Source organism: Actinoplanes sp. NPDC049265, assembly GCF_043197135.1.
GTDB lineage: Bacteria > Actinomycetota > Actinomycetes > Mycobacteriales > Micromonosporaceae > Actinoplanes.
Map to the genome: position 1 here is coordinate 38,151 of NZ_JBICSP010000003.1, position 24,192 is coordinate 62,342.

Here is a 24,192-nt window from a genome sequence, read left to right on the forward strand (position 1 = left end):
TCTAAATCCCCCGTGCAGCCGCTAGTGTTATCTCTCAAGACGTTCGAGCCCCCGGGGAGGTGGGACGTGGCACGTAGCGACGAGGCGTCTGGCGCCGCACGTTGGGAGAAAGAGGCCAACGATCTCTCCAGCCAGGTTGCGTTCCTGCAGGAGGAACTCGCTCTGGTACGGCGCAAGCTGACCGAAAGCCCCCGACACGTCCGGCAGCTCGAGGAACGGCTCGCGGCGACGCAGGCGCAGCTGGCCCGACTGACCGAGAACAACGACCGGCTCGTGGCGACCCTCAAGGAAGCCCGATCCCAGATCGTCACTCTCAAAGAGGAGATTGACCGGCTCGCCCAGCCGCCCAGCGGCTACGGCGTATTCCTCGCCGCCCACGAGGACGGCACCGTCGATGTCTTCACCGGCGGCCGCAAGCTCCGGGTGGCGCTGTCGCCGAGCCTCGAGGCCGAGGAGCTCAAGCGCGGCCAGGAGGTCCTGCTCAACGACGCGCTCAACGTGGTCGACGCGTTCGGCTACGAGCGGGTCGGCGAGGTCGTGCTGCTCAAGGAGGTGCTGGCCGACCCGGCCGGCGGCCCGGGCGACCGCGCCCTGGTCGTCTCGCACGCCGACGAGGAGCGCATCGTCCACCTGGCCGACTCGCTGATCGGCGGCACGCTGCGCGCGGGCGACTCGCTGATGATCGAGCCGCGTTCGGCCTACGCCTACGAGCGGATTCCGAAGAGCGAGGTCGAGGAGCTCGTCCTGGAGGAGGTGCCCGACGTCGACTACACCGACATCGGTGGCCTGCACTCCCAGATCGAGCAGATTCGCGACGCGGTCGAGCTGCCGTTCCTGCACGCCGACCTGTTCCGGGAGCACCAGCTGCGCCCGCCGAAGGGCATCCTGCTCTACGGCCCGCCCGGCTGTGGCAAGACCCTGATCGCCAAGGCGGTGGCGAACTCGCTGGCCAAGAAGATCGCCGAGCGCCGGGGTGAGGAGAAGCACACCAGCTACTTCCTCAACATCAAGGGCCCGGAACTGCTCAACAAGTACGTGGGTGAGACCGAGCGGCACATCCGCCTGGTCTTCCAGCGGGCGAGGGAGAAGGCCGGCGAGGGTACGCCGGTGATCGTGTTCTTCGACGAGATGGACTCGATCTTCCGGACCCGTGGCTCCGGTGTCTCCAGCGACGTCGAGAACACCATCGTCCCCCAGCTCCTCAGCGAGATCGACGGCGTCGAGGGCCTGGAGAACGTGATCGTGATCGGCGCGTCCAACCGCGAGGACATGATCGACCCGGCCATCCTGCGGCCCGGCCGACTGGACGTGAAGATCAAGATCGAGCGTCCGGACGCGGAGGCGGCGAAGGACATCTTCGCCAAGTACATCCTCCCCGGCCTGCCGCTCAGCTCTGACGACGTCGCCGAGCACGGTGGGAACACCGACGCCACGGTCGCCGCCATGATCGAGGCGGTCGTGCTGCGGATGTACACCGAGTCCGAGGAGAACCGCTTCCTGGAGGTCACCTACGCCAACGGTGACAAGGAGGTCCTGTACTTCAAGGACTTCAACTCCGGCGCGATGATCCAGAACATCGTCGACCGTGGCAAGAAGATGGCCATCAAGGAGTTCCTCACCTCCGGCAAGAAGGGGCTGCGCCTGCAGCACCTGCTCGACAGTTGCGTCGACGAGTTCCGCGAGAACGAGGACCTGCCCAACACCACCAACCCGGACGACTGGGCCCGCATCTCCGGCAAGAAGGGCGAGCGGATCGTCTACATCCGCACGCTCGTCTCCGGCGGCAAGGGCGCCGAGGCCGGCCGGTCCATCGAAACGGCCAGCAACACCGGTCAGTACCTGTAATCACGTTTTCCACAAGCGGGCGGAGGGTGATCCCTCCGCCCGCTTTTGGCACTCTGCGTACCGCGTCGCGCACAGCCGGACGCGTGAACGGAACGCGAAGCGTCTAGGCTCGATGCAAGGGCACGGCGAAAACGGCGGGTGGAGCTGCGGCATGAGCGTTCGACGGATCATGGGCACCGAGGTCGAGTACGGCATATCGGTCCCCGGCCAGCCCGGCGCGAACCCGATGGTCACCTCATCGCAGGTGGTCAACGCGTACGGCGCCCGGCCCGAACTGACCCGCGGCGGACGCGCCCGCTGGGACTACGAGGAAGAGTCACCACTGCGCGACGCGCGCGGCTTCACCTACTCCGGCGCCGCCTACGACCCGGCCGACGCGCTCGCCGACGAAGACCTCGGCCTGGCCAACGTGATACTGACCAACGGCGCCCGCCTCTACGTCGACCACGCGCACCCCGAATACAGCACCCCCGAGTGCACCAACCCGCTCGACGTCGTCCGCTGGGACAAGGCCGGCGAGCGCGTGATGGCCGAGGCGTCGCGCCGGGCCGCCACCATCCCCGGCACGCACCGGATCCAGCTGTACAAGAACAACACCGACAACAAGGGCGCCTCGTACGGGTCGCACGAAAACTACCTGATGCGCCGGCAGACCCCGTTCGCCGACATCGTGGCCCACCTGACCCCGTTCTTCGTCACCCGGCAGATCTTCACCGGGGTCGGCCGGGTCGGCATCGGCCAGGACGGCTCCGGCTCCGGCTTCCAGATCTCCTCCCGCGCCGACTTCTTCGAGGTCGAGGTCGGCCTGGAGACCACCCTCAAGCGGCCGATCATCAACACCCGCGACGAACCGCACTCGGATGCCGACAAATACCGCCGGCTGCACGTCATCATCGGCGACGCCAACCTCTCCGAGATCGCCACCTACCTCAAGATCGGCACCACCTCGCTGGTGCTCAACATGATCGAGGAAAAGGTGTTCACCGGCGAGCTCGGCATCGCCGACCCGGTCAGCGAGCTCAAGGCGGTCAGCCACGACCCGTCGCTCAAGCACCTCATGCGGCTGCGCGACGGCCGCCGGCTCACCGCGCTCGATCTGCAGTGGGCGTACTTCGAACGGGCGAAAGACTTCTGCGACGAGCGGTACGGCACCGACACCGACGAGCAGACCGCCGACATCCTGCGCCGCTGGGAGGACATCCTCGACCGCCTCGGCCGCGACCCGATGACCTGCTCCGACACCCTCGACTGGGTGGCCAAGCTGCGGCTGCTCGAGGGCTACCGGGAACGCGAGGACCTCGGCTGGTCGTCGCCCAAGCTCCAGCTGGTCGACCTGCAGTACGCCGACGTACGCCCGGAGAAGGGCCTCTACCACCGCCTGGTGGCCCGCGGCTCGATGAAGACCCTGCTCGACGACGACGCCGTACGCCAGGCCATGGTCGAGCCCCCGGAGGACACCCGCGCCTACTTCCGCGGCCGGTGCCTCGCCCAGTACGCGTCCGAAGTGGTCGCGGCCAGCTGGGACTCGGTGATCTTCGACGTCGGGCGGGAGTCGCTCGTCCGGGTTCCGATGATGGAGCCCGAGCGCGGCACCAAGAAGCACGTCGGGGCCTTGTTCGACAAGTGCGAGAGTGCCAAGGACCTGCTCGAGGTCATCACGAGCCGGTAAGGCTTTTCGTCGTACGGGCGAGGTAGATTTTCTTACATCCCGTTCGATCAGCGGGGCGGGACAGAAGGGGGAGTCCGATGGCAACCCGAGACACCGGCGGCCAGTCGCAGTCCGGCAAGGGACGCAGCGACCAGGAGATCGAGGACGTCACCACCGAGGCCAACCCCGAGGTGGCCGAGCGCCACGCGGAAATCACCGAGGACGTCGACGACCTGCTCGACGAAATCGACTCGGTCCTGGAAGAAAACGCCGAAGAATTCGTGAGAGGGTACGTGCAAAAAGGGGGACAATGAGGCATATGTCCGATTTTGGGAGTCGGACATGAAGTCTTGCCCTCAGTGCGGCCGGTTGTTGCCGGTGGAGGATTTTCACCGCAACGCCCGGCGTGCGGATGGCTTTGCCTTCTATTGCAAGCAATGCGCTGCTCGGCGTTCGGAGACGAGTCGGCGAAAGCGCGGAATCAAGGAGCAGCGGCGGTCGCCGTCACCGGTTTCTGAGGGTTCCAAGTGGTGCCCTGACTGTGATTCCGTCAAGCCGCTCGATCAGTTCGCGCGCACGCGGGGCCGGAAGTCCGGCTACCACTCGTACTGTCTGCCGTGTCACGCCGCCCGCGGGAAGGAGAGCAAGGAGCGTCTCTACGGCGGCAACCGCGAGTACCACCTGCGGCGTCGCTACGGCATCGGTCAGGCTGAGTTCGACGTGATGCTGGCGGGGCAGGGCGGGCTCTGTGCAATCTGTGGCGCGGGCGACCCTCAACACGTTGATCACGACCATCGCACCGGCCGGGTTCGCGGGATATTGTGCTTCAACTGCAACGGCGGTCTGGGGCAGTTCCGGGACAACCCGGTGGTCCTTGCCAGTGCGATCGAATATCTGAAGGGAACCACGTGGCAGCGGGTTTTGATCCATCCGGGCGTCTACCAGATGTGTTCTTCGAGCCGGGGACGTCTTCCTTCACGCAGTTCCTGAGCAAGGCCGCGCCGGAACTGCTTCCCGGGCGGCGGCCGGTGCCACCGCAGCTGGCGGGGGACGTGGCACCGCACGGCACCACGATCATCGCGATCCAGACCGCTGAGGGTGTCGTGATGGCCGGCGACCGGCGGGCGACGATGGGCAACCTGATCGCCAGCCGGGACATCGAGAAGGTGCACCCGGCCGACGCGTACTCGCTCATCGGCATCGCCGGGACGGCCGGCATAGGCATCGAGCTGATGCGGATCTTCCAGGTCGAGCTGGAGCACTACGAGAAGACCGAGGGCGCGATGCTGTCCCTCGACGGTAAGGCCAACCGGCTGGCCGGCATGGTGCGCGGCAACCTCGGCGCGGCCATGCAGGGTCTGGCCGTGGTTCCGCTGTTCGCGGGCTACGACCTGACGCCGGCCGACCCGGCGCGGCCGGGGCGGATCTTCAGCTTCGACGTGGCCGGCGGGCTGTACGAGGAGACCGGGTACGACGCGGTCGGCTCGGGCTCGCTGTTCGCCAAGTCGGCGCTGAAGAAGAAGTTCCGCCCGGGGGTCAGCACCCAGGACGCGATCGTGCTGGCGGTGGAGGCGCTCTACGACGCCGCCGACGACGACACCGCGACCGGCGGGCCCGACCTGACCCGCAAGATCTACCCGGTGGTGATGACCGCGACCGCGGACGGCACGCACCGGCTCACCGACACCGAGATCACCGCGATCGCCGAGCAGGTGGTCTCCGGACGCATGGAGAACCCGGGCGGCTGACCCCGCGCCGAGACGAGAAGAGGAGCAGCCACCCGTGGCCATGCAGTTCTACGCATCACCCGAGCAGGTCCAGCGGGACCGCTCGGAGTACGCCCGCAAGGGCATCGCGCGGGGCCGGTCCGCCGTCGTGCTCTCGTACAGCGGCGGGATCCTGCTGGTCGCCGAGAACCTGACGTCGCTGCGAAAGATCAGCGAGTTGTACGACAAGATCGGGTTCGCGGCGGTCGGACGGTACAACGAGTTCGAGTCGCTGCGCCGGGCCGGGATCCGGATGGCCGACATGCTCGGACTGTCCTACGACCGGCGCGACGTGACCGGGCGGGCGCTGGCCAACGCGTACACGCAGACGCTGGGCGCGATCTTCAGCGAGACGCAGAAGCCCTACGAGGTGGAGATCTGCGTCGCGCAGGTCGGTGCCACGCCGGAGGCCGACGAGCTGTACCGGATCACCTACGACGGCTCGGTGATGGACGAGCCGGGCTTCATGGCCATGGGCGGGCAGGCCGAGGCGATCGCCGCGGTGCTCAAGGACCGGCACGACGCCGCCGCCGACGCGGGCGCCGCGCTCAAGCTGGCCGTGGAGGCGCTGGGCAGCGTGGGCGGGGAGAACGGCAACCGCCGCGAGCTGGAGGCCAAGCAGCTCGAGGTGGCCGTGCTCGACCGTACGCGTAAGGGCCGGGCCTTCCGCCGGATCGCCGGGGCCGCGCTGACCACGCTGCTGGAGGGCGGCAAGGACGTGCCCGAGAAGGAGCCGGGTGACGCCGGCGCGCCGGCCCCGGGCGAGGACAAGCCGACGGTCAGCGCCGCCTCCGAGGGCCACGACGAGAAGCCGGAAGACAAGTAGCGGCGGCGCGGGGGCCGCAAGACAGGTAGCGACACGGGGGCCGGTCGACGAGTAGCGGCCGGCCGCCGGGTCGGGCCGGGCTGAGCGACGGCCCGACCGGTCAGTCGACGACCGAGGGCCGCCACCAGGGTTCGTTGTCGCGATACCACGCGACGGTGGCGGCCAGTCCGTCCTCGAAGGCGATCCGGGGACGGTAGCCGAGCTCCTGGCGGATGCGGTCGTCGTCCAGGGCGTACCGGAAATCGTGGCCCTTGCGGTCGGTCACGTGCTCGATCCGTTCGTCGCCGGCGCCGAGCAGCTCCAACAGGCGGCCGGTGAGCTCGCGGTTGGTCAGTTCGGTCGAGCCGCCGATGTGGTAGACCTCGCCGGGCTTGCCCTCGGTCAGGGCCAGCGCCAGGCCGCGGCAGTGGTCGTCCACGTGCACCCAGTCGCGGACCTGGCCGCCGTCGCCGTAGAGGGGCACCGAACGGCCGCGCAGCAGGTTCGTGACGAACCGCGGGATCAGCTTCTCCGGGTGCTGGTGGGGGCCGTAGTTGTTGCCGCACCGGGTGACCACCACGGGCAGGCCGTGGGTGCGGTGGTAGGCGAGGGCCAGCAGGTCGGCGGCGGCCTTGGTGGCCGCGTAGGGCGAATTGGGCGCGACCGGCGACCGCTCGGTCCACGTCCCGGTGCGGATCGAGCCGTACACCTCGTCGGTGGAGACCTGCAGGAAACGGGGCGTGCCGTGGCGCAGGGCGGCGTCCAGGAGCACCTGGGTGCCGATTACGTTGGTCACGGCGAAGTCGCCGGCGGCCAGGATCGACCGGTCGACGTGCGACTCGGCCGCGGCGTGCACGATCGCGTCGACGCCGCGCAGCACGGTGTCCACCAGAGGCGCGTCGGCGACGTCGCCGGGCACGAAGTCGAGGCGGGCGCTCTCGGCCACCGGGCCCAGGTTGGCGAGATTTCCGGCGTACGTCAGCTTGTCCAGCACTGTCACCCGGGCGCCCTCGAGCCCGGGCACGCGGTCGGCGAGCACGCTCCGGACCAGATGCGAACCGATGAAGCCGGCCCCGCCGGTGACCAGTAATTTCATCCCGTCGGCAGTGTATCCGCAGGTGGCGGCATCGAAACATGGGTGACGCCCGGGGAAACGGGGAGTGGTGACTGCCAATCACGGGTCTAGGACGGCTAGTGTTTTGCCATGGAACGGCGAATTTTCGGGCTCGAGACCGAGTACGGCGTCACGTGCACGTATCGGGGGCAGCGGCGGCTCTCGCCCGACGAGGTTGCCCGGTACCTGTTCCGCCGCGTGGTGTCCTGGGGCCGCAGCAGCAACGTGTTCCTCCGCAACGGCGCCCGCCTCTACCTCGATGTCGGCTCCCACCCGGAATACGCGACCCCCGAGTGCGACTCGGTCACCGACCTGGTCGCGCACGACCGGGCCGGCGAGCGGATCCTCGAGGGCCTGCTCGTCGACGCCGAGAAACGGCTGCACGACGAGGGCATCGCGGGCGAGATCTACCTGTTCAAGAACAACACCGACTCGGCCGGCAACTCGTACGGCTGCCACGAGAACTATCTGGTCTCCCGGCACGGCGAGTTCGGCCGGCTGGCCGACGTGCTGATCCCGTTCCTGGTCACCCGCCAGCTCATCTGCGGGGCGGGCAAGGTGCTGCAGACCCCGCGCGGCGCGGTCTTCTGCCTGTCGCAGCGGGCCGAGCACATCTGGGAGGGCGTCTCCAGCGCCACCACCCGCAGCCGCCCGATCATCAACACCCGCGACGAGCCGCACGCCGACGCCGAACGCTACCGCCGCCTGCACGTGATCGTCGGCGACTCGAACATGAACGAGGTCACCACCCTGCTCAAGGTCGGCAGCGCCGACATCGTGCTGCGGATGATCGAGGCCGGGGTGGTCATGCGCGACCTTTCGCTGGAGAACCCGATCCGGGCCATCCGCGAGGTCAGCCACGACGTCACCGGCCGCCGCAAGATCCGCCTGGCCAACAACAAGGAGGTCAGCGCGCTCGAGATCCAGCAGGAATACCTGGCCAAGGCGACCGAGTTCGTCGAGCGCCGCGGCGGCGACCAGACCGCCAAGCGGGTCGTCGAGCTGTGGGGCCGGGTGCTCAACGCGATCGAGTCGGGCGACCTCGACCCGGTGTCGCGTGAGATCGACTGGGTCTCGAAGTACAAGCTGATCGAGAAGTACCAGGCCAAGCACCAGATCCCGATGAGCCACCCGCGGATCGCCCAGCTCGACCTGGCCTACCACGACGTGCGTCGCGGCCGCGGACTGTACGCGCTGATGGAGAAGCGCAAGCAGGTCGACCGGATCGCCAACGACCTGGAGATCTTCGAGGCCAAGGAGACGCCGCCGCAGACCACCCGGGCCCGGCTGCGCGGCGAGTTCATCCGCCACGCCCAGGAGAAGCGGCGCGACTTCACCGTCGACTGGGTGCACCTCAAGCTGAACGACCAGGCCCAGCGGACGGTGCTGTGCAAGGACCCGTTCCGGGCCTACGACGAGCGCGTCGAACGCCTCATCGCCAGCATGTGATGGACGCCGAGCGGGAGTCGGAACGTTCGATCGAAGATGTCCTGTGGGGCCGGGTCGAGCGCCGGCGCGCCAAGATCCGGGCCGAGATCCAGCGCAACCGGGCCGGTGGCCACAAGGTCCCGACCTGGGTGATGGCGGCCGTCCTCGGCGTCATCCTGGCGGGTTGGCTGTGGCTGATCATCACTTCATAGATCACATTCAAATGCCGGTCGTAGCTTGGTGGGTGGTGCCGACCCTCGGCGGGCAGCGGTCTGTACCACCCACTCAGATGCGACATCCGCTCTTGATTTGTTATTGATACACGCCGATATTTAACGGATGGACGCCGCCGCGAACCGCCGTCGCGCTGTTGTCGCCAGCACCGTCGGCACTACCATCGAGTGGTACGACTTCTTCCTCTACAACACGGCCGCGTCGTTGATCTTTCCGGCGCTGTTCTTCCCCAACCACGCCGCCTTCACCGGCATCCTGCTGTCGTTCGGCACGCAGTTCGTCGGGTTCGTGGCCCGCCCGGTCGGCGCCGCGATCTTCGGGCACTACGGCGACCGGATCGGGCGCAAGGCCACCCTCATCGCCACGTTGGTGCTGATGGGCGCCACGACCACGCTGATCGGGGTGCTACCGACCTACGACTCCATCGGCTACCTGGCGCCGATCCTGCTCGTCCTGCTGCGCATCGGCCAGGGCATCGGGGTCGGCGGCGAATGGGGCGGCTCGGTGCTGCTGTCGATGGAGTGGGGCACCACCGGCCGGCGCGGCTTCTTCGCCAGCTGGCCGCAGGTCGGCGTCCCGCTCGGCCTGGTCACCTCGACCGGCGTGGTCCGGCTGACCAGCGACTGGACCGGCCCGTCGTTCGACAGCTGGGGCTGGCGCATCCCGTTCCTGCTCAGCGTCGTGCTGATCGGCATCGGCCTGTACGTGCGCCTGCGGGTCGTGGAGAGCCCCGAGTTCACCTCGGTGGTCGAGACCGGCGCCGTCGCCCACCGCCCGCTGGTCGAGGTCATCCGCACCGAGTGGCGCACGATCATCGGTTCGGCGTTCGTCCGGCTCGGCGAGCAGGCCCCGTTCTACCTGTTCACCAGCTTCGTCCTGACCTACGGCACGAAACAGCTGGGCCTGGCCCGCGACGGCCTGCTCGACGACATCCTGATCGCCGCCACCATCGGCCTGGTCAGCGTCCCGCTCTTCGGGCACCTCTCCGACCGCTTCGGCCGCCGCCGCGTCTACGGCACCGGCATCGTGTTGACCGGTGCCTTCGCGTTCCCGTACTTCGGCCTGCTCGACACCAAGACCTCCGGCCTGATCCTGCTGGCCATCGTGATCAGCCTGGTCTTCCACGACATGCAGTACGGTCCCCAGGCCGCCCTGATCGCCGAACGCTTCGGCGCCAACCTGCGCTATTCGGGCGCCGGCCTTGGCTACCAGCTGGCGTCGGTCATCGCCGGCGGCCCGGCGCCGCTGATCGCCACGAAGATCCTCCAGGACACCGGGTCGAGCACGGGCATCAGCTGGTACATCATCGGCTGCTGTGCGCTCGGTCTGCTGGCCCTGATCTTCCTGCTCCCACGCGGCCGCGGTGACCTGCCGGCCTCGGCCGGGGCCGGCACGGCGAGCGCGCGGTAGCCGGGTCAGCGACGGCCGGTCGCCACCAGCCGACCCCGGTAGACGCGGTAGGCGCGCCGGCCGATCGGCCCGAGGATGTACCAGGCCACCGCCGGCACGGCCGCCCGAAACAGGCCGATCTGTTCCTCGTCGGCCCCGTCCAGCGCCAGGCCCAGCATCATCGGCCGCCGGCCGAGCGGCACCTTGCCCAGCGACGCGGCCACCGTCGCCTTCCATTCGCGGTCGGTCAGGTAGCGGTCGATGAGCGGCAGCACCTCCTTCTCCTCCAGCGCCAGGTGCTCGCGCAGCGGCGCCAGGAGCCGGTCGGCCACGCCGGCCAGCGCGTCCCGGTCACCGGCGTCGGCCGAGGCCGACCAGCGCCGCGCGGCCGCGGTCAGGGCCTGCAGCTCCCGGTCGACGAGTCCGTGCTGGGACTCCATCGTCGCGACCACCGGCCGGACCTCCGTGGGGCACCGATCCAGCAGCTTCGGCCAGACGTGGGCGTCCTCGCTGGCATGGTGCGCGTGCAGGAACTCGGCCATCAGCAGGACGTGCGCCGCGACGACCGCCGTACCGCGTTCGTCGCCACCCGCGACCCCGCTGATCAGGCCGGGCAGGTCGGCGAACTGGCGCCGAATGGCGTCGTGCGCGCCGATCATGTCGCGGCTGTCGGCCATCTTCTCGTTGTGCATCAGGGCACTCTGCGGGTCCGGCCCTTCAGTTCTCCTGCAGACGTGTTTCAGTCCGGCGCCGCGGCTTGCGATCATCTCCGTCGTGCTCAGCTTCGCCGTCCTCGGCCCGCTCCAGGTGACCCGCGACGGCCGGCCCGTCGACGTCGGCGGGCCGCGGCCCCGGCGGATGCTCGCCGCGCTGGTCGGCGCGGCGGGGCGACCGGTGACCGACGACCGGCTCGCGGACGCGGTCTGGACCGACCGGGCGCCGGTCGATCCCGGCCGGACCCTTCAGGTGTACGCGTCCCGGCTGCGGCGGGTGCTCGACGGTCCCGGCCCGCAGATCCTCGGACGGACGACGGGCGGCTACCGGCTCGCCATCGGACCCGGCGGTACGGACGTGGAGCGGTTCACCCGGCTGATCGCCGACGGCCGGTCACTGGCCGACGCGGGACGCCCGGCCGACGCGTACGCGGCGTACGGCGAGGCGCTGCGGTTGTGGCGGGGCGAACCGTACGCCGAACTGTGCGGCGACGACGAGGTGGCGGCGGCCCGGACCGCCCTGGCCGAACAGCGCGCCACCGTGGCCGAGGAGGCCGCCGCCGCCCGCCTGGCCACCGGCGACGCCACGGGCGCCGTCGCCGACCTGGAGGCGCTGGTCCAGGCCGAGCCGTACCGGGAACGCCGGTGGGCTCTGCTGGTGCTCGCCCTCTACCGGGACGGCCGTCCGGCGGCCGCGGTCGAGGCGCTCGGCCGGGTCCGCACGGTGCTGGCCGGCGAGCTCGGCGTCGAGCCGGGCGGCGAATTGCGTGACCTGGAACAGCGGGTGCTCCGCCAGGATCCCGGTCTGTCGGCCGCCGTCCGCGCCCCGGCGATCGCCCGGCCGCTGTCCTCGTTCGTCGGCCGAGACCGTGATCTGGCCCTGCTGGCCGGCCTCCTGACCGGCCATCGCCTGGTGACGATCGTTGGCCCGGCCGGCGCGGGCAAGACCAGGACCGCCGTCGAGTACGCGGCCGCCCGCCCCGCCGACCGGCCGGTGTACCTGGTGCGGCTGGCCGGCGTGGCCGAGCCCGGGTTCGTGCCGTACGCCGTCGCCGCCGCGGTGGGCGTCCGCGACGTGGCCGGTGACGTGCTGGCGGCGGTGGCCCGGGGCCTGCGCCCCGGCGGCCTGCTGGTGCTCGACAACTGTGAGCATCTTCCGCGGGCGGCGGGGCAGCTCGCGACCGCCCTGCTCGGCCTGGCACCGGACCTGCGGGTGCTCGCCACCAGCCGGACACCGCTCGGCGTCGACGGCGAACAGGCACTGCCGCTGCCGTCGCTGGGCGAGGACGACGCGGTCCGGTTGCTGACCGACCGGATCCGCGCGGGCCGGCCGGCCTGGACGCCGGATCCGGACGACCGGGCCGACCTGGCCCGGATCGCCACCACGCTCGACCGGCTGCCGCTGGCCCTGGAACTCGCCGCCGCCCAGACCCGGACGTTCGGGCTACGTGAACTGCGCGATCGTCTCGGCGACCGGTTCGCCGTCCTCGGCCGGATCCCGGACGGCCGGCTGAGCCCGCACGCGACCCTGCACGACGCCATCGCCTGGAGTGTCGCCCTGCTCGCCCCGGCCGAACGGGACCTGCTGCTGGGGCTGTGGCCGTTTGAGGACGGCTTCCCGCTCGACGCGGTCGGTACCGCCGCCCTGGAAACCCTCGGCTCGCTGGTCGGCCAGTCGGTGGTGACGGCCGACACCTCCGTCGCCCCGGCCCGTTACCGGCTCCTGGAGACCGTCCGGGCCTACTGCCGGTCGATCGATCCCGACCCGGCCGGCAGCCGCGAGCGGCACGCCGCCTGGATCCGTGGCGTCATCGCCCGCGCCGCCGACGACCTGCGCGGGGAAGGATCCACCCGGGTGATGCCGGTGCTCCGCGACGAACTGCCGAACATCCGCGCCGCCCTGGCCCACGACCTGGCGGCGGCCCCGGTGCACGCACTGCGGGCGGCCGGCCGGCTGATGTGGTTCTGGATCCGCAGCGGCCTGCTGGCCGAGGGCCGGAAGATGCTCGAGGCGGCGCTCACCGCCGCGCCGGGAGCGCCGCGCGCCGACGTCGTCCGGGCCCGGGCGGCCCTGGGCGGCCTCGCCTACGTGAGCGGTGATGGCGAGGCCGCCCGGGTCCTGCTCGCCGGAGCCGTCCGGTCCCGGGACGAGACGGACCATCCGGTGCTGTACGCGGAGGTCCGCTTCTACCAGGCGCTGGCGCAGATGCCGGACGGTGACCCGGCGCTCGCCCTGGCCGCGGCCGTCGACGCGGGCCGGCTGGCCGCCGGGACCGGCACCCGCTGGTTGATCACCTCGTCGCGGATGGCGCGCGGTGCCGCCCTGCTCCTGTCCGGCCGGGCCGCCGAGGGACGGTCCGACCTGCGCGCCGCGGTGGCGGGTGCCGCCGACCATCGCTGGGCCGGGTCGCTCAGCGCGCTGATGCTCGCGCAGAACCTGGTCGCCGAGGCCCGCCCGGCCGAGGCGCTGCCCCTGCTGCGGCAGGCACTCGACCGGTTCCGCGCCGAGGATGACCTGAGCAGCGTTCTGGCCGTGCTGCACCACGGGGCGCTGGCCCTCGACGGTGTGGGGCGCCGGGACGACGCCGGCGTCCTGCGCGCGGCGGTACACGGTCGCCTCGTCATCCACGGCATCCGCCCGGGCCACACCTACATCGGTACGGCCCGGCCGGACGGCTGGTATGCCGGGCCGCCGCCGGCCGAACCGCCGTTGCTGGAGACGGCCGCCGCCGTCCTGGGCCGTGGTCAGTAGTCCGCGCGGAAGCGAGGTCCAGAGTCCTGAAACCCGCCTTGGTCAGACGACGAGGCCGGCCGCGTGCCGGCCGGCGGCTGCGGCGGCCAGGAAGTACCACGGGTCCTGGTCGTAGGAGCGGCCCATGGTCGACAGCGGGACCGGCGACGCGCGCAGGGCATCGGCGAGGCCGTCGGTCGGCACGGTCACGATGCGGTGCCGGGGGAGCGACGGCAGCGGGAAGGGCAGGCCGGCCGGGACGACGATGTCGGCCGGGGCCAGGGCGACGCGGCCGTAGGCGGTCGCCGAGTGGTGCGACACGCCCTGGTGGCGGGCGCGGCCGTCGCCCGACGAGACGCGCAGCGAACCGATGGCCCGGCCGCCCAGGGTCGCCCCGGCGTTGATCGCCTCGCCGACCGATACCCCGGAGAAACCCCAGGTGGTGCCCGTGCCGAGGTTGCCGGGGCCCTGGGTGACGACGGCGATGTCGGCGGCCAGGACGTGGCGGGCGGCGAGCAGTCCGGTGTGCACCGTGCTCGCCTCCAGGGTGCCGCCGAACGACTGGCCCGTGGTGATGATGCCGGCCAGCGCCGGGGCGAGGCCGTCGAGGGTGCGGGAGAACCAGGCCGGGAGCGCGCCGCCGTCGAGCATCACGTACGCGACCCGGGCGGCGGGGCGGTCGGCGTGGACGGCGGCCAGGATCGCCGGGAGGGCCGAGTGCAGGTCGGCCGTGACGACGGGCATGCCGTCCAGGGACTCCGCCGCGGCCATGGTCGCGCGGTGCGGGGAGGCTTCCTCGTCGACCCCGAGCAGGATCGGCTGCAGCGGGGTGTAGCGGGCCTTGACCAGGTGGCCGGCGTCGCGGGTGGTGCCGGGCGCGGCCGGGTCGGCGGGCAGCCGGTCGGGAATGGCGACGACCATCGCGTACCCGCCGGTGCCCAGGCCCATGACCTGCGCGCCGACGTTCAGCAGGACACGGTCGCCGACGGCGGGGGAGCCGACCAGGTCGGGGTAGGCCAGCGCGCGGACCTCGTCCGTACCCACCCGCACCTGAAGTTCGGCCGCGCCGCGCCACGTGCGGCCGAGCGAGAGGACTGTTCCGGACCGCCAGCGCACCATGAACCGCGACCCTATATGTCCGCCCCGCCGTCGCGGTGAGTGCGTCCGGCCGACCCACGCGTCGGGTCGAGGAACACGTACCTGATCTCGGGGTAGCGGCGGCGGAGGCGTTCCTCGGCCTCGTCGGAGGCGGCCTCGATGTCCGCGCCGGTGACCTCATCGTGGAAGTCGACCTTGGCCGCGACCAGGATGTCGCCCGGGCCGAGCTGCATGGTGAGCAGCGTGGGCACGGCGGTGACGACCGGGATGCCGGCCAGGTCGTCGGCGATCTGCTGGTGCATGCGCCGGGGTACGGCCCGGCCGACCAGCAGGGACACGTTGCTGCGGGCCAGCGTGCCGGCCACCACCAGGAGCAGCAGGCCGATCAGGATGGAGGCGATGCCGTCGGCGAGTTCGGTGCCGGTGAGCTGGGCCAGAGCGATGCCGACGGCGGCCAGGACGAGGCCCACGAGCGCGGCCGAGTCCTCGAAGAACACCGCCTTGACGGTCGTGTCGGGGGTGAGGCGCAGGAACCGGGCCGGCGTGGTCTCCCAGCGCTCGGACTCGTTGCGTACCTGTCGCCGGGCCTTGAGGAAGCTGGTGCCCTCGGCGATGAAGGACACGGCGAGCACGATGTACGAGAGGAGATAGTGCCCGCTGTGCTCGCCGGACAGGATTGTCGTGACGCCGTGATAGATCGAGAAGCCGGCGCCGCCGATGAAGGTGAACAGGGCGGCGATGAAGGCCCAGACGAAGCTCTCCTTGCCGTACCCGAACGGGTGTTCTTCGTCGGCCGGCTTGCCGCCGCGCCGCAGCGCCACGTACAGGAAGACCTCGGTGACGGTGTCGGCCAGCGAGTGCGCCGACTCGGACAGCATGGCGGCCGAGCCGGAGAGCAGCCCGGCGACCAGCTTGGCGGCGGCGATGACCAGGTTGGCCAGGCCGGCGACGACGACGGTGCCGACGCTTTCGTTCTCGGTGACCTCGGCGGGCGCGGCCGCACCGGCCAGGCCCACGGGGGCGGTGTCACGTGATGTCACCTGATCAGCCTTCCCCGCGGTGTCGCCGGATAACCGTGCGGCGTTCAGGCTGCTAGCGTTCTGGTCGTGTCGCGGACCCGCACCGAGCGCCTGGTGAACCTGGTGATCTGCCTGTTGTCCACGCGACGGTTCCTGACCGCCGCGCAGATCGCCGCGACCGTCCCCGGCTACGAGCACGACCCGGAGGACCCGAAGGACCACGAGGCCTTCCAGCGCAAGTTCGAACGGGACAAGGCCGAGCTGCGTGAGCTGGGCGTTCCGCTGGAGATGGCGCGGCCGAACGCGTTCGACGACGAGATCGGCTACCGCATCGCCCACCGGGAGTACGCGCTACCGGACATCCTGCTGGAACCGGACGAGGCCGCCGCCGTGGGCATCGCGGCCCGGCTGTGGCAGCACGCCGGTCTGGCCGCGGCGGCGTCGTCCGGGCTGGCCAAGCTGCGGGCCGCCGGGGTCGAGGTCGACCCGCAGGCCACGCTGGGGGTGGAGCCGGTGGTGACGGTCGACCCGGCATTCGGGCCCCTGACCGGGGCGGCGCGGGAACGGCGGGTGGTGTCGTTCTCGTACCGCGTGCCCGAGCGCGACCAACCGGCGACCCGGCGGCTGGAGCCGTGGGGTGTGGTGTGCTGGCAGGGGCGGTGGTATGTCGTCGGCCACGACCGCGACCGGGCCGCCGCGCGTTGCTTCCGGCTGTCCCGCATCGTCGGCAACGTGCGCCTCACCGGTCGCGCCGGCGCGTTCACGCCACCCGAGGGTGAAGACCTGATCCAGCACGTGTCGCGCTGGTCGGGGCCGGTGGCGCACGACGGCCGGGCGACGGTGACGGTCCGGCCAGGCCGGGCGGCGGGTCTGCGCCGGTGGGCGGTCGCGACGGCCACCGGGGCCGACGGTGACGTGCTGACGATCCCCTACTCCGACCCCGAGCGGCTGGCCGCGCAGCTGGTCGGTTACGGCGCCGACGTGCGGGCGGACGGCCCGCCGGAACTGCGCGAGGCGGTCATCCAGCAGTTGAAGGAGATCGTCGCGCGGCACGAGCACGTGGTGCCGGCGTGATGCCTCCGCAGCAGCGTGTGACGCCACCGCCCCGGGCCTCGGGGGACCGGCTGGGCCGGCTCCTCAGCCTGGTTCCATACCTCATGGCGCGGCCGGGGATCGCGATGGCCGACGCCGCCGACGAACTGGGCATCACCGAGGGGCAGCTGCGTTCCGACCTGGAGCTGCTGTGGGTGTGCGGGCTGCCCGGTTACGGCCCCGGCGACCTGATCGACATGGTGCTGGACGGCGACCGGGTGACGATCACCCACGACGCGGGGATCGACCGGCCGCTGCGCCTCACCCAGGACGAGGCGCTTGCGCTGGTCGTCGCGCTGCGGATGCTGGCCGAGACGCCGGGTACGGGCAACCGCGACGTCATCGAGCGCGCCCTCGCCAAGATCGAGAACGCCGCGGGTGACCTGGCCGGGGCGCCCGTGGCCGTACGCCTGCCGGCCAACGCCGAGCGGCTGGAACGCATCCGGGCGGCCGTCGACCGCGGTCACGCCCTGCACCTGACCTACTACACCGCGGCCCGGGACGAGACCACCGAGCGCACCGTCGACCCGATGCGCATCCTGATGGTCGGCGGCAAGGCCTACCTGGAGGCGTGGTGCCGGCGGGCCGAGGGCACCCGGATGTTCCGGATCGACCGGATCGACGCCTGGTCCGAGCTGGACGAGCCGGCCCGCCCACCGGCCGAGGCGACCCCGGCCGACGTGAGCGCGGGGGTGTTCCGCCCGGGGCCGGAGTTGCCGCTGATGACGATGCGGGTGGGCCGCGGCGGCCGGTGGATCACCGAGTACTACCCGGTCGAGACGGTCCGTGACGACGGCGACGAGTGGCTGGTGACGATGCGGGTGACCGACCTGGGCTGGGCGCAGCGCCTGCTCAGCAGCGTCGGACCGGACGTCACGGTGACCGGGCCGGCGGAGCTGGTGGAGCGGATCCGGGCCCAGGCCACCACCGCCCTCGACCAGTACGCGACGCCGGGCTAGCCCATTTCCCGAATTCGCCACCTGGGGATACGCCCTGAGAGCGAATTCGAAAAGCGGCTAGAGTTTCCTCCCGTGACGATGTGGATCCTGATCGGCGCCGGTGTCCTCGGTGTCATCGTTCTGGCCGCGGTCTCGGTGCCCCTGCTGGGTAAGCTGGGCGACCTGCGCCGGGCCGGCGAGCGGCTGCAGCGGCGCCAGGCCGACGCGCTGAAGCTGCAGGACAACGCCGAGCAGCTGCAGGAGACGCTGCTGGGGCTGGAGCAGCGGACCACCACGATGCAGGAACGGCTGGCCCTGATCAAGGCCGGCCACGGCGAACCGACGGGCAAACACGCCTGGGTCAATCGTCCCTGAGGTGAAGTTGGTGCCGACTTGTCACGAACTTCACCGGCACACGGCCAATACACAGTCACCGCGACCGGTTACATCGCCGAAACCACACGTACGATGGACCCCGGCACACCCCTGTCCTTGATCCGACCGACTGGAGTTCTCCATGGGCGCCCTCAAGCCATGGCACATCATCGTCTTCGTCATCGTTCTCGTGCTGCTGTTCGGTGCGAAGCGACTGCCGGACGCCGCGCGCTCGCTGGGCCGTTCGCTGCGGATCATCAAGGCCGAGACCAAGGGCCTGGTCGACGACAACAACGACGTCGCGGAAAAGGCGGAGCCGCAGCACGGCCGCGAGCCGCTGCAGCCGACCGAGATCCACAACCCGCCGCGCAACCAGGGTCCGGCGCAATCGGCGCAGCAGCCGTTCGTCGACCCGGTGCAGCGCACGAACGACCGCTGATCCGTCGTGGCCATCACCCTGCGCCGTCAGGGGCCCAGCAAGTTCGAACAGGCCGCCGACGGCTCCATGACGCTCATCGAGCACGTCCGCGAGCTGCGTAACCGGCTGTTCTTCGCCGCGCTCGGCATCGTGGCCGGCCTGATCGTCGGCTTCGCCATATCGCAGTGGGTGTTCCACATCCTCGAGGGGCCATACTGCGCCCTGCCGAGCTCGTGGATCGACGGCAAATGCCGCTTCCTGGTGCTGAGCCCGGCCGATCAGATCATCCTGCGGCTCAAGCTGGCGCTGTGGGTGGGCCTGGTGATCGGCGCCCCGGTCTGGCTCTACCAGCTGTGGGCGTTCGTGGCACCCGGTCTGCACCGGCACGAGCGCAAGTGGGCGTACGTCTTCGTGGCGATCGCGGCGCCGCTGTTCATCGGCGGCGCGGTCCTGGCCTACTTCGTGATCGGGCACAGCCTCCCGTTCATCATGGAAGCCGGTGTCATCGGCGAGACCACGCAACTCGAAGTCACGTCCTACGTCGGCTTCGTGACCAGCATGATTCTGATCTTCGGGGCGGCGTTCGAGTTCCCACTGGTCCTGCTGATGCTCAACTTCACCGGTGTGCTCAGCGCCCGCAAGATGCTGAGCTGGTGGCGGGCCATGGTCTTCGTGTCCTTCGCCTTCTCGGCCATCGCCACCCCCGACCCGGGCCCGTTCGGCATGACGCTGCTGGCGCTCTGCCTGTGCCTGCTCTACCTGGCCGCCGTCGGTGTCGCGTTCATCAACGACCGGCGCAAGGGCCGCGGCAAAGAGCTGTACGCCGGGCTCGACGACGACGAGATCTCCGAGCTGGAGGAAGAGCGCGAGTCGGTCAGCGTGTCCGACCGGGTCGACGGGCCGACCGCCGTGGAGTCTCCGGAGCCGGTGGCCAAGCCGCTGCCCCTGGAGCGCCGTTATGACGACATGACGTGACCGGTAACCTCTCGGCCTGTGACACATAACACGATCGCGGTGCTGGCCAACCCCTCGGCGGGGCGGGGCCGGCACCGCGGCCTGCTTCCGGCGGTGGTGGAACGGCTCGGCACCAGCGGGCTGGTGGTGCAGCTCCTCGATGCGCGTACCGCGGAGGAGGCCGAGAAGGCGAGCCACCGGGCCGTCGCCGAAGGGGTGGCCGCACTGGTCGCGGTGGGCGGGGACGGCACGGTGCACCAGGCGCTGCAGGCCGTGGCCGGGCGGGACGTGCCGTTCGGGGTGGTGCCCGCCGGCACCGGCAACGACTTCGCGGCCGGCACCGGCGTACCCCTCTCGCCCTTGAAAGCGGCCGAGGCCGTCGCGGCCGCACTGACCAACGGCTCGGACCACCGCATCGACCTGGGTCGCATCGAGGGAACCGACGGCGAGGTGCGCTGGTTCGGCGCGGTGCTGGCGGCCGGGTTCGACGCGATCGTCAACGAACGCGCCAACCAGATGCGCTGGCCGCGGGGGCCTCGACGCTACGACATCGCGATCGCCCTGGAGATGGCCCGGCTCAAACCGCGGGTGTACGCGCTGGAGCTCGACGGCGTCGACCGTGGTTTCGAGGGCGTGCTGGTGGCGATCGGGGTGTGCGAGAGCTACGGGGGTGGCATGCGCATCCTGCCCGGCGCCGACCCGACCGACGGGCTGCTCGACGTGGTGGTCGCCGCGCCGATGAGCCGGTTCAAGCTGGCCACGCTCCGGCCGCGCCTGATCAAGGGCACGCACATCACGGATCCGCTGGTCACCACCTATCGGGCGCGTGAGGTGCGGATCCACGCGGACGACATCGTGGGGTACGCCGACGGCGAGCGCACCGGCCCGCTGCCGGTGACGATCACCTGCGTCCCCGGCGCGGTCAGATTGTTGAAGTGAGTGCCAAGTTCGATGTCGTAGCGGTGCGGACCGCGGCGGTAGACGCTAGTGGCAGCCGGCCAGGGCCAGAGTCGCGCCGAGGCCGTTGGTGTGGCCGGGCTCGGCGGCGGGCAGGACCAGGGCGGCGCAGCCGGCCTTGACGGCGCCGGCGTCGGCCGGGGTGTCGCCGACCATCAGGGTGCGTTCCGGGTCGGTGCCGAGCATGCCGCAGGCGCGCAGGAAGATCGCCGGGTCGGGCTTGCACCGGCCCACCTCGTAGGACAGCGCGAACGCGTCGACCAGCGGCTCCAGCCCCCAGGCGGCGAAATGCGGCCGGATGTCGAAGCCGATGTTGCTGACCACGCCGACCCGGATGCCGGCGTCGTGCAGGGTGCGCAGGGTCGGCTCGGTGTCCGGATAGGGCAGCCAGCCCTCGGGGCCGAGCAGGCGGTCGTACAGGGCGTCGGCCAGCCCCTCGACGTCGCTCGGGACGGTCGACGCGAGGCCGGTGTAGGCGGCGCGGTGACTGTGTTCGTACAGGTCACGGTCGGCCCAGTGCTCGGCCAGATGGGGTGGCACGCGATGCGGCAGCGGCCCACCGGCCCGGCCCGCGGTGACCAGGCGGTCGGCCAGCACCGTGGCGCGGCCCCGGTCGAGCGCCGCGCCGCACGCCGCGGCCGCCGCGATCACCCAGGCGATCGGATCCTCGACCTGGGCGAGCGTGCCGTGGAAGTCGAAGAGCACGGCATCAACGGGACGATGCTCAGTTTCCGGCACGCCCCGAACCATACCCATCGCTCACGACACTCCCGCAGGCAACCGGCGGGATCGCAAACCGTCACACCCACGGCTTACTGTTGACCGTATGACAAGTCCCGCCGAGCGTTACGCGGAGTCCCGACGGCGGGCGGCCCGGGCGGCCGATTTTCCCGCGCTGGACGACTTCATGCTGGACGTCGGGTTCGACCTCGACGACTTCCAGCGGGAGGCGTGCGAGGGGCTCGAGCAGGGCAGCGGCGTGCTGGTTTGCGCCCCGACCGGCGCCGGCAAGACCGTGGTGGGCGAGTTCGCCGTGCACCTGGCCCTGCGTACCGGTGGCCGCAAATGCTTCTACACCACCCCGATCAAGGCGCTGTCCAACCAGAAGTACCACGACCTGGTCGAGCGCTACGGGCCCGACAAGGTCGGCCTGCTGACCGGCGACAACGCGATCAACGGCGACGCGCCCGTGGTGGTGATGACCACCGAGGTGCTGCGCAACATGCTCTACTCCGGCTCGGCCAGCCTCAACGGGCTGGCCTACGTCGTGATGGACGAGGTGCACTACCTCGCCGACCGGTTCCGGGGCGCGGTCTGGGAAGAGGTGATCATCCATCTGCCCTCCTCGGTGAACCTGGTCTCGCTGTCCGCGACGGTCAGCAACTACGAGGAGTTCGCCGACTGGCTGGTCACCGTGCGCGGCGAGACGAAGGTCATCGTCAGTGAGCACCGGCCGGTGCCGCTGTGGCAGCACGTGCTGGTCGGCAAGCGGATGTTCGACCTGTTCCACGACGCCGACGCCGCCCGCAAACACGACGTGCACCCCGAGCTGCTGCGCTACTCCCGCGAGATGCAGCGGCGGCTGGAGCTGACCGACCGAGCGGCCGGCCCGCGCGGGCGGCACCGCCGGTGGACCCCGCCGCCGCGGCCCGAGGTGATCGACCGCCTCGACCGGGCCGGGCTGCTGCCGGCCATCGTGTTCATCTTCAGCCGGGCCGGCTGCGACGCCGCCGTGCAGCAGTGCCTGTCGGCCGGGCTGCGGCTGACCGGCGCCGACGAGCGCGCCGAGATCCGCCGGATCGCGCAGGCCAAGGTGGCGAGCATCCCGGGCGAGGACCTGACTGTTCTGGGCTACTGGGAGTGGCTCGACGGACTCGAGCGCGGCGTCGCGGCGCATCATGCGGGCATGCTGCCGGCGTTCAAGGAGGCGGTCGAGGAGTGCTTCGTCCGCGGCCTGGTCAAGGCCGTGTTCGCCACCGAGACCCTGGCCCTGGGCATCAACATGCCGGCCCGGTGCGTGGTGCTGGAACGGCTGGTCAAGTTCAACGGCGAGGCCCACGTCGACCTCACCCCGGGGGAGTACACGCAGCTCACCGGCCGGGCCGGGCGGCGTGGCATCGACGTCGAGGGGCACGCCGTGGTGCTGTGGAGCCCCGAGGTCGACCCGCGGCACGTCGCCGGGCTGGCGTCCACCCGCACCTATCCGCTGCGGTCGTCGTTCCGGCCGTCGTACAACATGGCCGTCAACCTGGTCGGCTCGGTCGGCGCGGAAAAGTCGCGCGAGCTGCTGGAGTCGTCGTTCGCCCAGTTCCAGGCCGACCGCTCGGTGGTCGGTCTGGCCCGGCAGGTGCAGCGCAACGCCGAGACGATCCGCTCGTACGACAAAGAGGTCACCTGCCACCACGGTGACTTCGCCGAGTACTTCGGGCTGAGGGTGTCGATCGCCGACCGGGAGAAGGCACTGGCCCGGCAGGGCACCGCCCAGCGCCGTGCCGCCGTGGCCGCCTCGCTGCAGAAACTGCGGATCGGCGACGTGATCCGGGTGGCCCAGGGCCGCCGGGCCGGACTGGCCGTGGTCGTCGACCCGGGCGCCGGCGGGCTGGGCGAACCGCGGCCGCTGGTGGTGACCCAGGACCGCTGGGCCGGCCGGGTCAGCGGGGCCGACTTCAACGGCGAGGTCGAGGTTCTGGACCGGGTCCGCGTGCCGCGCCACTTCAACCCGCGCTCGCCGGGCGCGCGGCGCGACCTGGCCGCCCTGATCGGCGGCACCGGCCTCGACCGGCACGGCGACTCCCGGCGCAAGCGCACCCGCCTCCCCTCGGGCGGGGAGGACGCCGAGATCGCGCTGCTCAAGGTCGAGCTGCGTCAGCATCCGTGCCACGCCTGCCCGGACCGGGAGGACCACGCGCGCTGGGCCGAGCGGCAGCACCGGTTGGAACGCGACACCGAGGCGCTGCGCTCCAAGGTGGCGGGTCGCACCGGTTCACTGGCGCGGACGTTCGACCAGGTCTGCGCGATCCTGGCCGCCCGCGGCTATCTCACCGGCGACGGTGGGGTGACCGACGCGGGCCGGATGCTCGGCCGGATCTGGACCGAGGCCGACCTGCTGGTCGCCGAGTGCCTGCGCCGCGGCATCTGGGAGGGTCTGGCCCCCGACGAACTCGCCGGCGCGGTGTCCATGGTGCTCTACGAGTCCCGCCGCGAGGGCGACGAGCGCGTCTCGGTGCCCAAGGGGCCGGTCATGGCCGCCGTCGACGCGTGCGCCAAGCTCTGGGCCGAGATCGAGTCCGACGAGGCCGACCATGGCCTGTCGCTGACCCGTGAGCCCGACCCGGGCTTCGTCTGGCCGATCTACCGGTGGGCCCGGGGCGAGCCGCTGGCCCGGGTGCTGGCCAGCGGCTCCACCAGCTACGACGCGGAGATGCCGGCCGGTGACTTCGTGCGCTGGGCCCGGCAGGTGCTCGACCTGCTGACCCAGCTGCGCGACGCTTCGTCGGCCTCGGCCGGCATCCGGGACGCCGCCCGCGAGGCGATCAAGGCGGTAAACCGAGGCGTGCTGGCCTACCAGGCCGGCCTTTAGGGTCAACATCAAGCGAAAACCGAGGTCGTAGCCGGGTGGGTGGTGCCGACCGTCGCTCCCGCCGAGGGTCGCTTCGCTCCACGTGCGT

At 71.0% G+C, this 24,192-nt stretch carries 22 protein-coding genes; 17 read left to right on the top strand and 5 right to left on the bottom strand.

What is annotated here, in order from left to right; genetic code table 11:
- The first annotated feature begins 66 nt into the window (after positions 1 to 66).
- From arc to prcA, 6 genes are all read left to right on the top strand, one after another.
- Entirely contained in the window at positions 67 to 1,845 is a 1,779-nt protein-coding gene (gene arc / locus ACGFIO_RS10020; RefSeq protein ID WP_392824490.1) for a proteasome ATPase, read from the top strand.
- Positions 1,846 to 1,996: 151 nt separating this feature from the next.
- Complete coding sequence (dop, locus tag ACGFIO_RS10025) at positions 1,997 to 3,514, top strand: depupylase/deamidase Dop (protein WP_392824492.1); 1,518 nt, start codon at positions 1,997 to 1,999, stop codon at positions 3,512 to 3,514.
- A gap of 77 nt (positions 3,515 to 3,591) precedes the next feature.
- Entirely contained in the window at positions 3,592 to 3,807 is a 216-nt protein-coding gene (locus ACGFIO_RS10030) for a ubiquitin-like protein Pup (protein ID WP_392824494.1), read from the top strand.
- Positions 3,808 to 3,871: 64 nt separating this feature from the next.
- Complete coding sequence (locus ACGFIO_RS10035; protein ID WP_392824497.1) at positions 3,872 to 4,483, top strand: endonuclease VII domain-containing protein; 612 nt, start codon at positions 3,872 to 3,874, stop codon at positions 4,481 to 4,483.
- Positions 4,402 to 5,241, top strand: a complete 840-nt coding sequence (gene prcB, locus ACGFIO_RS10040; RefSeq protein WP_392824499.1) for a proteasome subunit beta — start codon at positions 4,402 to 4,404, stop codon at positions 5,239 to 5,241. The genes ACGFIO_RS10035 and prcB overlap by 82 nt, the downstream gene beginning before the upstream one ends.
- 34 nt (positions 5,242 to 5,275) lie before the next feature.
- A complete protein-coding gene (gene prcA, locus ACGFIO_RS10045) occupies positions 5,276 to 6,085 on the top strand; it encodes a proteasome subunit alpha (RefSeq protein ID WP_392824501.1) in 810 nt (269 codons plus the stop codon).
- A gap of 100 nt (positions 6,086 to 6,185) precedes the next feature.
- Here the strand turns inward: prcA and rfbB are convergent, their stop codons facing one another.
- Complete coding sequence (gene rfbB, locus ACGFIO_RS10050; protein ID WP_392824504.1) at positions 6,186 to 7,160, bottom strand: dTDP-glucose 4,6-dehydratase; 975 nt, start codon at positions 7,158 to 7,160, stop codon at positions 6,186 to 6,188.
- Between the two features lie 108 nt (positions 7,161 to 7,268).
- Here rfbB and pafA point away from each other — a divergent pair, with 108 nt between their 5' ends.
- The 3 genes from pafA (at position 7,269) to ACGFIO_RS10065 (ending at position 10,250) form a co-directional block, all read left to right on the top strand.
- The gene (gene pafA / locus ACGFIO_RS10055; protein WP_392824507.1) at positions 7,269 to 8,627 is read left to right on the top strand and encodes a Pup--protein ligase; all 1,359 of its coding nucleotides are present in this window, start codon (positions 7,269 to 7,271) and stop codon (positions 8,625 to 8,627) included.
- Positions 8,627 to 8,818 (top strand): hypothetical protein, encoded by a 192-nt coding sequence (locus tag ACGFIO_RS10060; protein WP_392824509.1) that lies wholly within the window; start codon positions 8,627 to 8,629, stop codon positions 8,816 to 8,818. The genes pafA and ACGFIO_RS10060 overlap by 1 nt, the downstream gene beginning before the upstream one ends.
- A gap of 127 nt (positions 8,819 to 8,945) precedes the next feature.
- Positions 8,946 to 10,250, top strand: coding sequence for an MFS transporter (locus ACGFIO_RS10065; RefSeq protein ID WP_392824511.1), 1,305 nt, complete (start codon positions 8,946 to 8,948; stop codon positions 10,248 to 10,250).
- Positions 10,251 to 10,255: 5 nt separating this feature from the next.
- On the opposite strand, the gene ACGFIO_RS10070 is transcribed toward ACGFIO_RS10065, so the two are convergent.
- Positions 10,256 to 10,921, bottom strand: a complete 666-nt coding sequence (locus tag ACGFIO_RS10070; RefSeq protein ID WP_392824514.1) for a hemerythrin domain-containing protein — start codon at positions 10,919 to 10,921, stop codon at positions 10,256 to 10,258.
- Positions 10,922 to 11,003: 82 nt separating this feature from the next.
- Between ACGFIO_RS10070 and ACGFIO_RS10075 the strand changes: the two genes are divergently transcribed.
- On the top strand, positions 11,004 to 13,694 hold the full coding sequence (locus ACGFIO_RS10075) for a BTAD domain-containing putative transcriptional regulator (protein ID WP_392824515.1): 2,691 nt from the start codon (positions 11,004 to 11,006) through the stop codon (positions 13,692 to 13,694).
- A gap of 42 nt (positions 13,695 to 13,736) precedes the next feature.
- Here the strand turns inward: ACGFIO_RS10075 and ACGFIO_RS10080 are convergent, their stop codons facing one another.
- Positions 13,737 to 14,792, bottom strand: a complete 1,056-nt coding sequence (locus ACGFIO_RS10080; RefSeq protein WP_392824517.1) for a DUF3866 family protein — start codon at positions 14,790 to 14,792, stop codon at positions 13,737 to 13,739.
- A gap of 11 nt (positions 14,793 to 14,803) precedes the next feature.
- Positions 14,804 to 15,811 (bottom strand): cation diffusion facilitator family transporter, encoded by a 1,008-nt coding sequence (locus tag ACGFIO_RS10085; RefSeq protein ID WP_392824520.1) that lies wholly within the window; start codon positions 15,809 to 15,811, stop codon positions 14,804 to 14,806.
- Between the two features lie 66 nt (positions 15,812 to 15,877).
- Here ACGFIO_RS10085 and ACGFIO_RS10090 point away from each other — a divergent pair, with 66 nt between their 5' ends.
- The 6 genes from ACGFIO_RS10090 (at position 15,878) to ACGFIO_RS10115 (ending at position 20,506) form a co-directional block, all read left to right on the top strand.
- Positions 15,878 to 16,864, top strand: a complete 987-nt coding sequence (locus ACGFIO_RS10090) for a helix-turn-helix transcriptional regulator (protein ID WP_392824522.1) — start codon at positions 15,878 to 15,880, stop codon at positions 16,862 to 16,864.
- Positions 16,864 to 17,841 (top strand): helix-turn-helix transcriptional regulator, encoded by a 978-nt coding sequence (locus ACGFIO_RS10095; RefSeq protein WP_392825460.1) that lies wholly within the window; start codon positions 16,864 to 16,866, stop codon positions 17,839 to 17,841. Before ACGFIO_RS10090 ends, ACGFIO_RS10095 begins: the two co-directional genes overlap by 1 nt.
- Before the next feature lie 72 nt (positions 17,842 to 17,913).
- Positions 17,914 to 18,195: a hypothetical protein gene (locus ACGFIO_RS10100; RefSeq protein ID WP_392824525.1), complete on the top strand. Its 282-nt coding sequence runs from the start codon at positions 17,914 to 17,916 to the stop codon at positions 18,193 to 18,195.
- A 142-nt stretch (positions 18,196 to 18,337) separates the two neighbouring features.
- Positions 18,338 to 18,634: a Sec-independent protein translocase subunit TatA gene (gene tatA / locus ACGFIO_RS10105; RefSeq protein WP_392824528.1), complete on the top strand. Its 297-nt coding sequence runs from the start codon at positions 18,338 to 18,340 to the stop codon at positions 18,632 to 18,634.
- 6 nt (positions 18,635 to 18,640) lie between these two features.
- Positions 18,641 to 19,588, top strand: a complete 948-nt coding sequence (gene tatC / locus ACGFIO_RS10110) for a twin-arginine translocase subunit TatC (RefSeq protein WP_392824531.1) — start codon at positions 18,641 to 18,643, stop codon at positions 19,586 to 19,588.
- 18 nt (positions 19,589 to 19,606) lie between these two features.
- Complete coding sequence (locus tag ACGFIO_RS10115; protein ID WP_392824534.1) at positions 19,607 to 20,506, top strand: diacylglycerol kinase family protein; 900 nt, start codon at positions 19,607 to 19,609, stop codon at positions 20,504 to 20,506.
- 45 nt (positions 20,507 to 20,551) lie between these two features.
- Here ACGFIO_RS10115 and ACGFIO_RS10120 read toward each other — a convergent pair whose 3' ends face one another.
- A complete protein-coding gene (locus tag ACGFIO_RS10120; protein WP_392825461.1) occupies positions 20,552 to 21,274 on the bottom strand; it encodes an HAD family hydrolase in 723 nt (240 codons plus the stop codon).
- 76 nt (positions 21,275 to 21,350) lie between these two features.
- Between ACGFIO_RS10120 and ACGFIO_RS10125 the strand changes: the two genes are divergently transcribed.
- Positions 21,351 to 24,104, top strand: a complete 2,754-nt coding sequence (locus tag ACGFIO_RS10125) for a DEAD/DEAH box helicase (protein WP_392824536.1) — start codon at positions 21,351 to 21,353, stop codon at positions 24,102 to 24,104.
- The last annotated feature ends 88 nt before the right edge of the window (positions 24,105 to 24,192 follow it).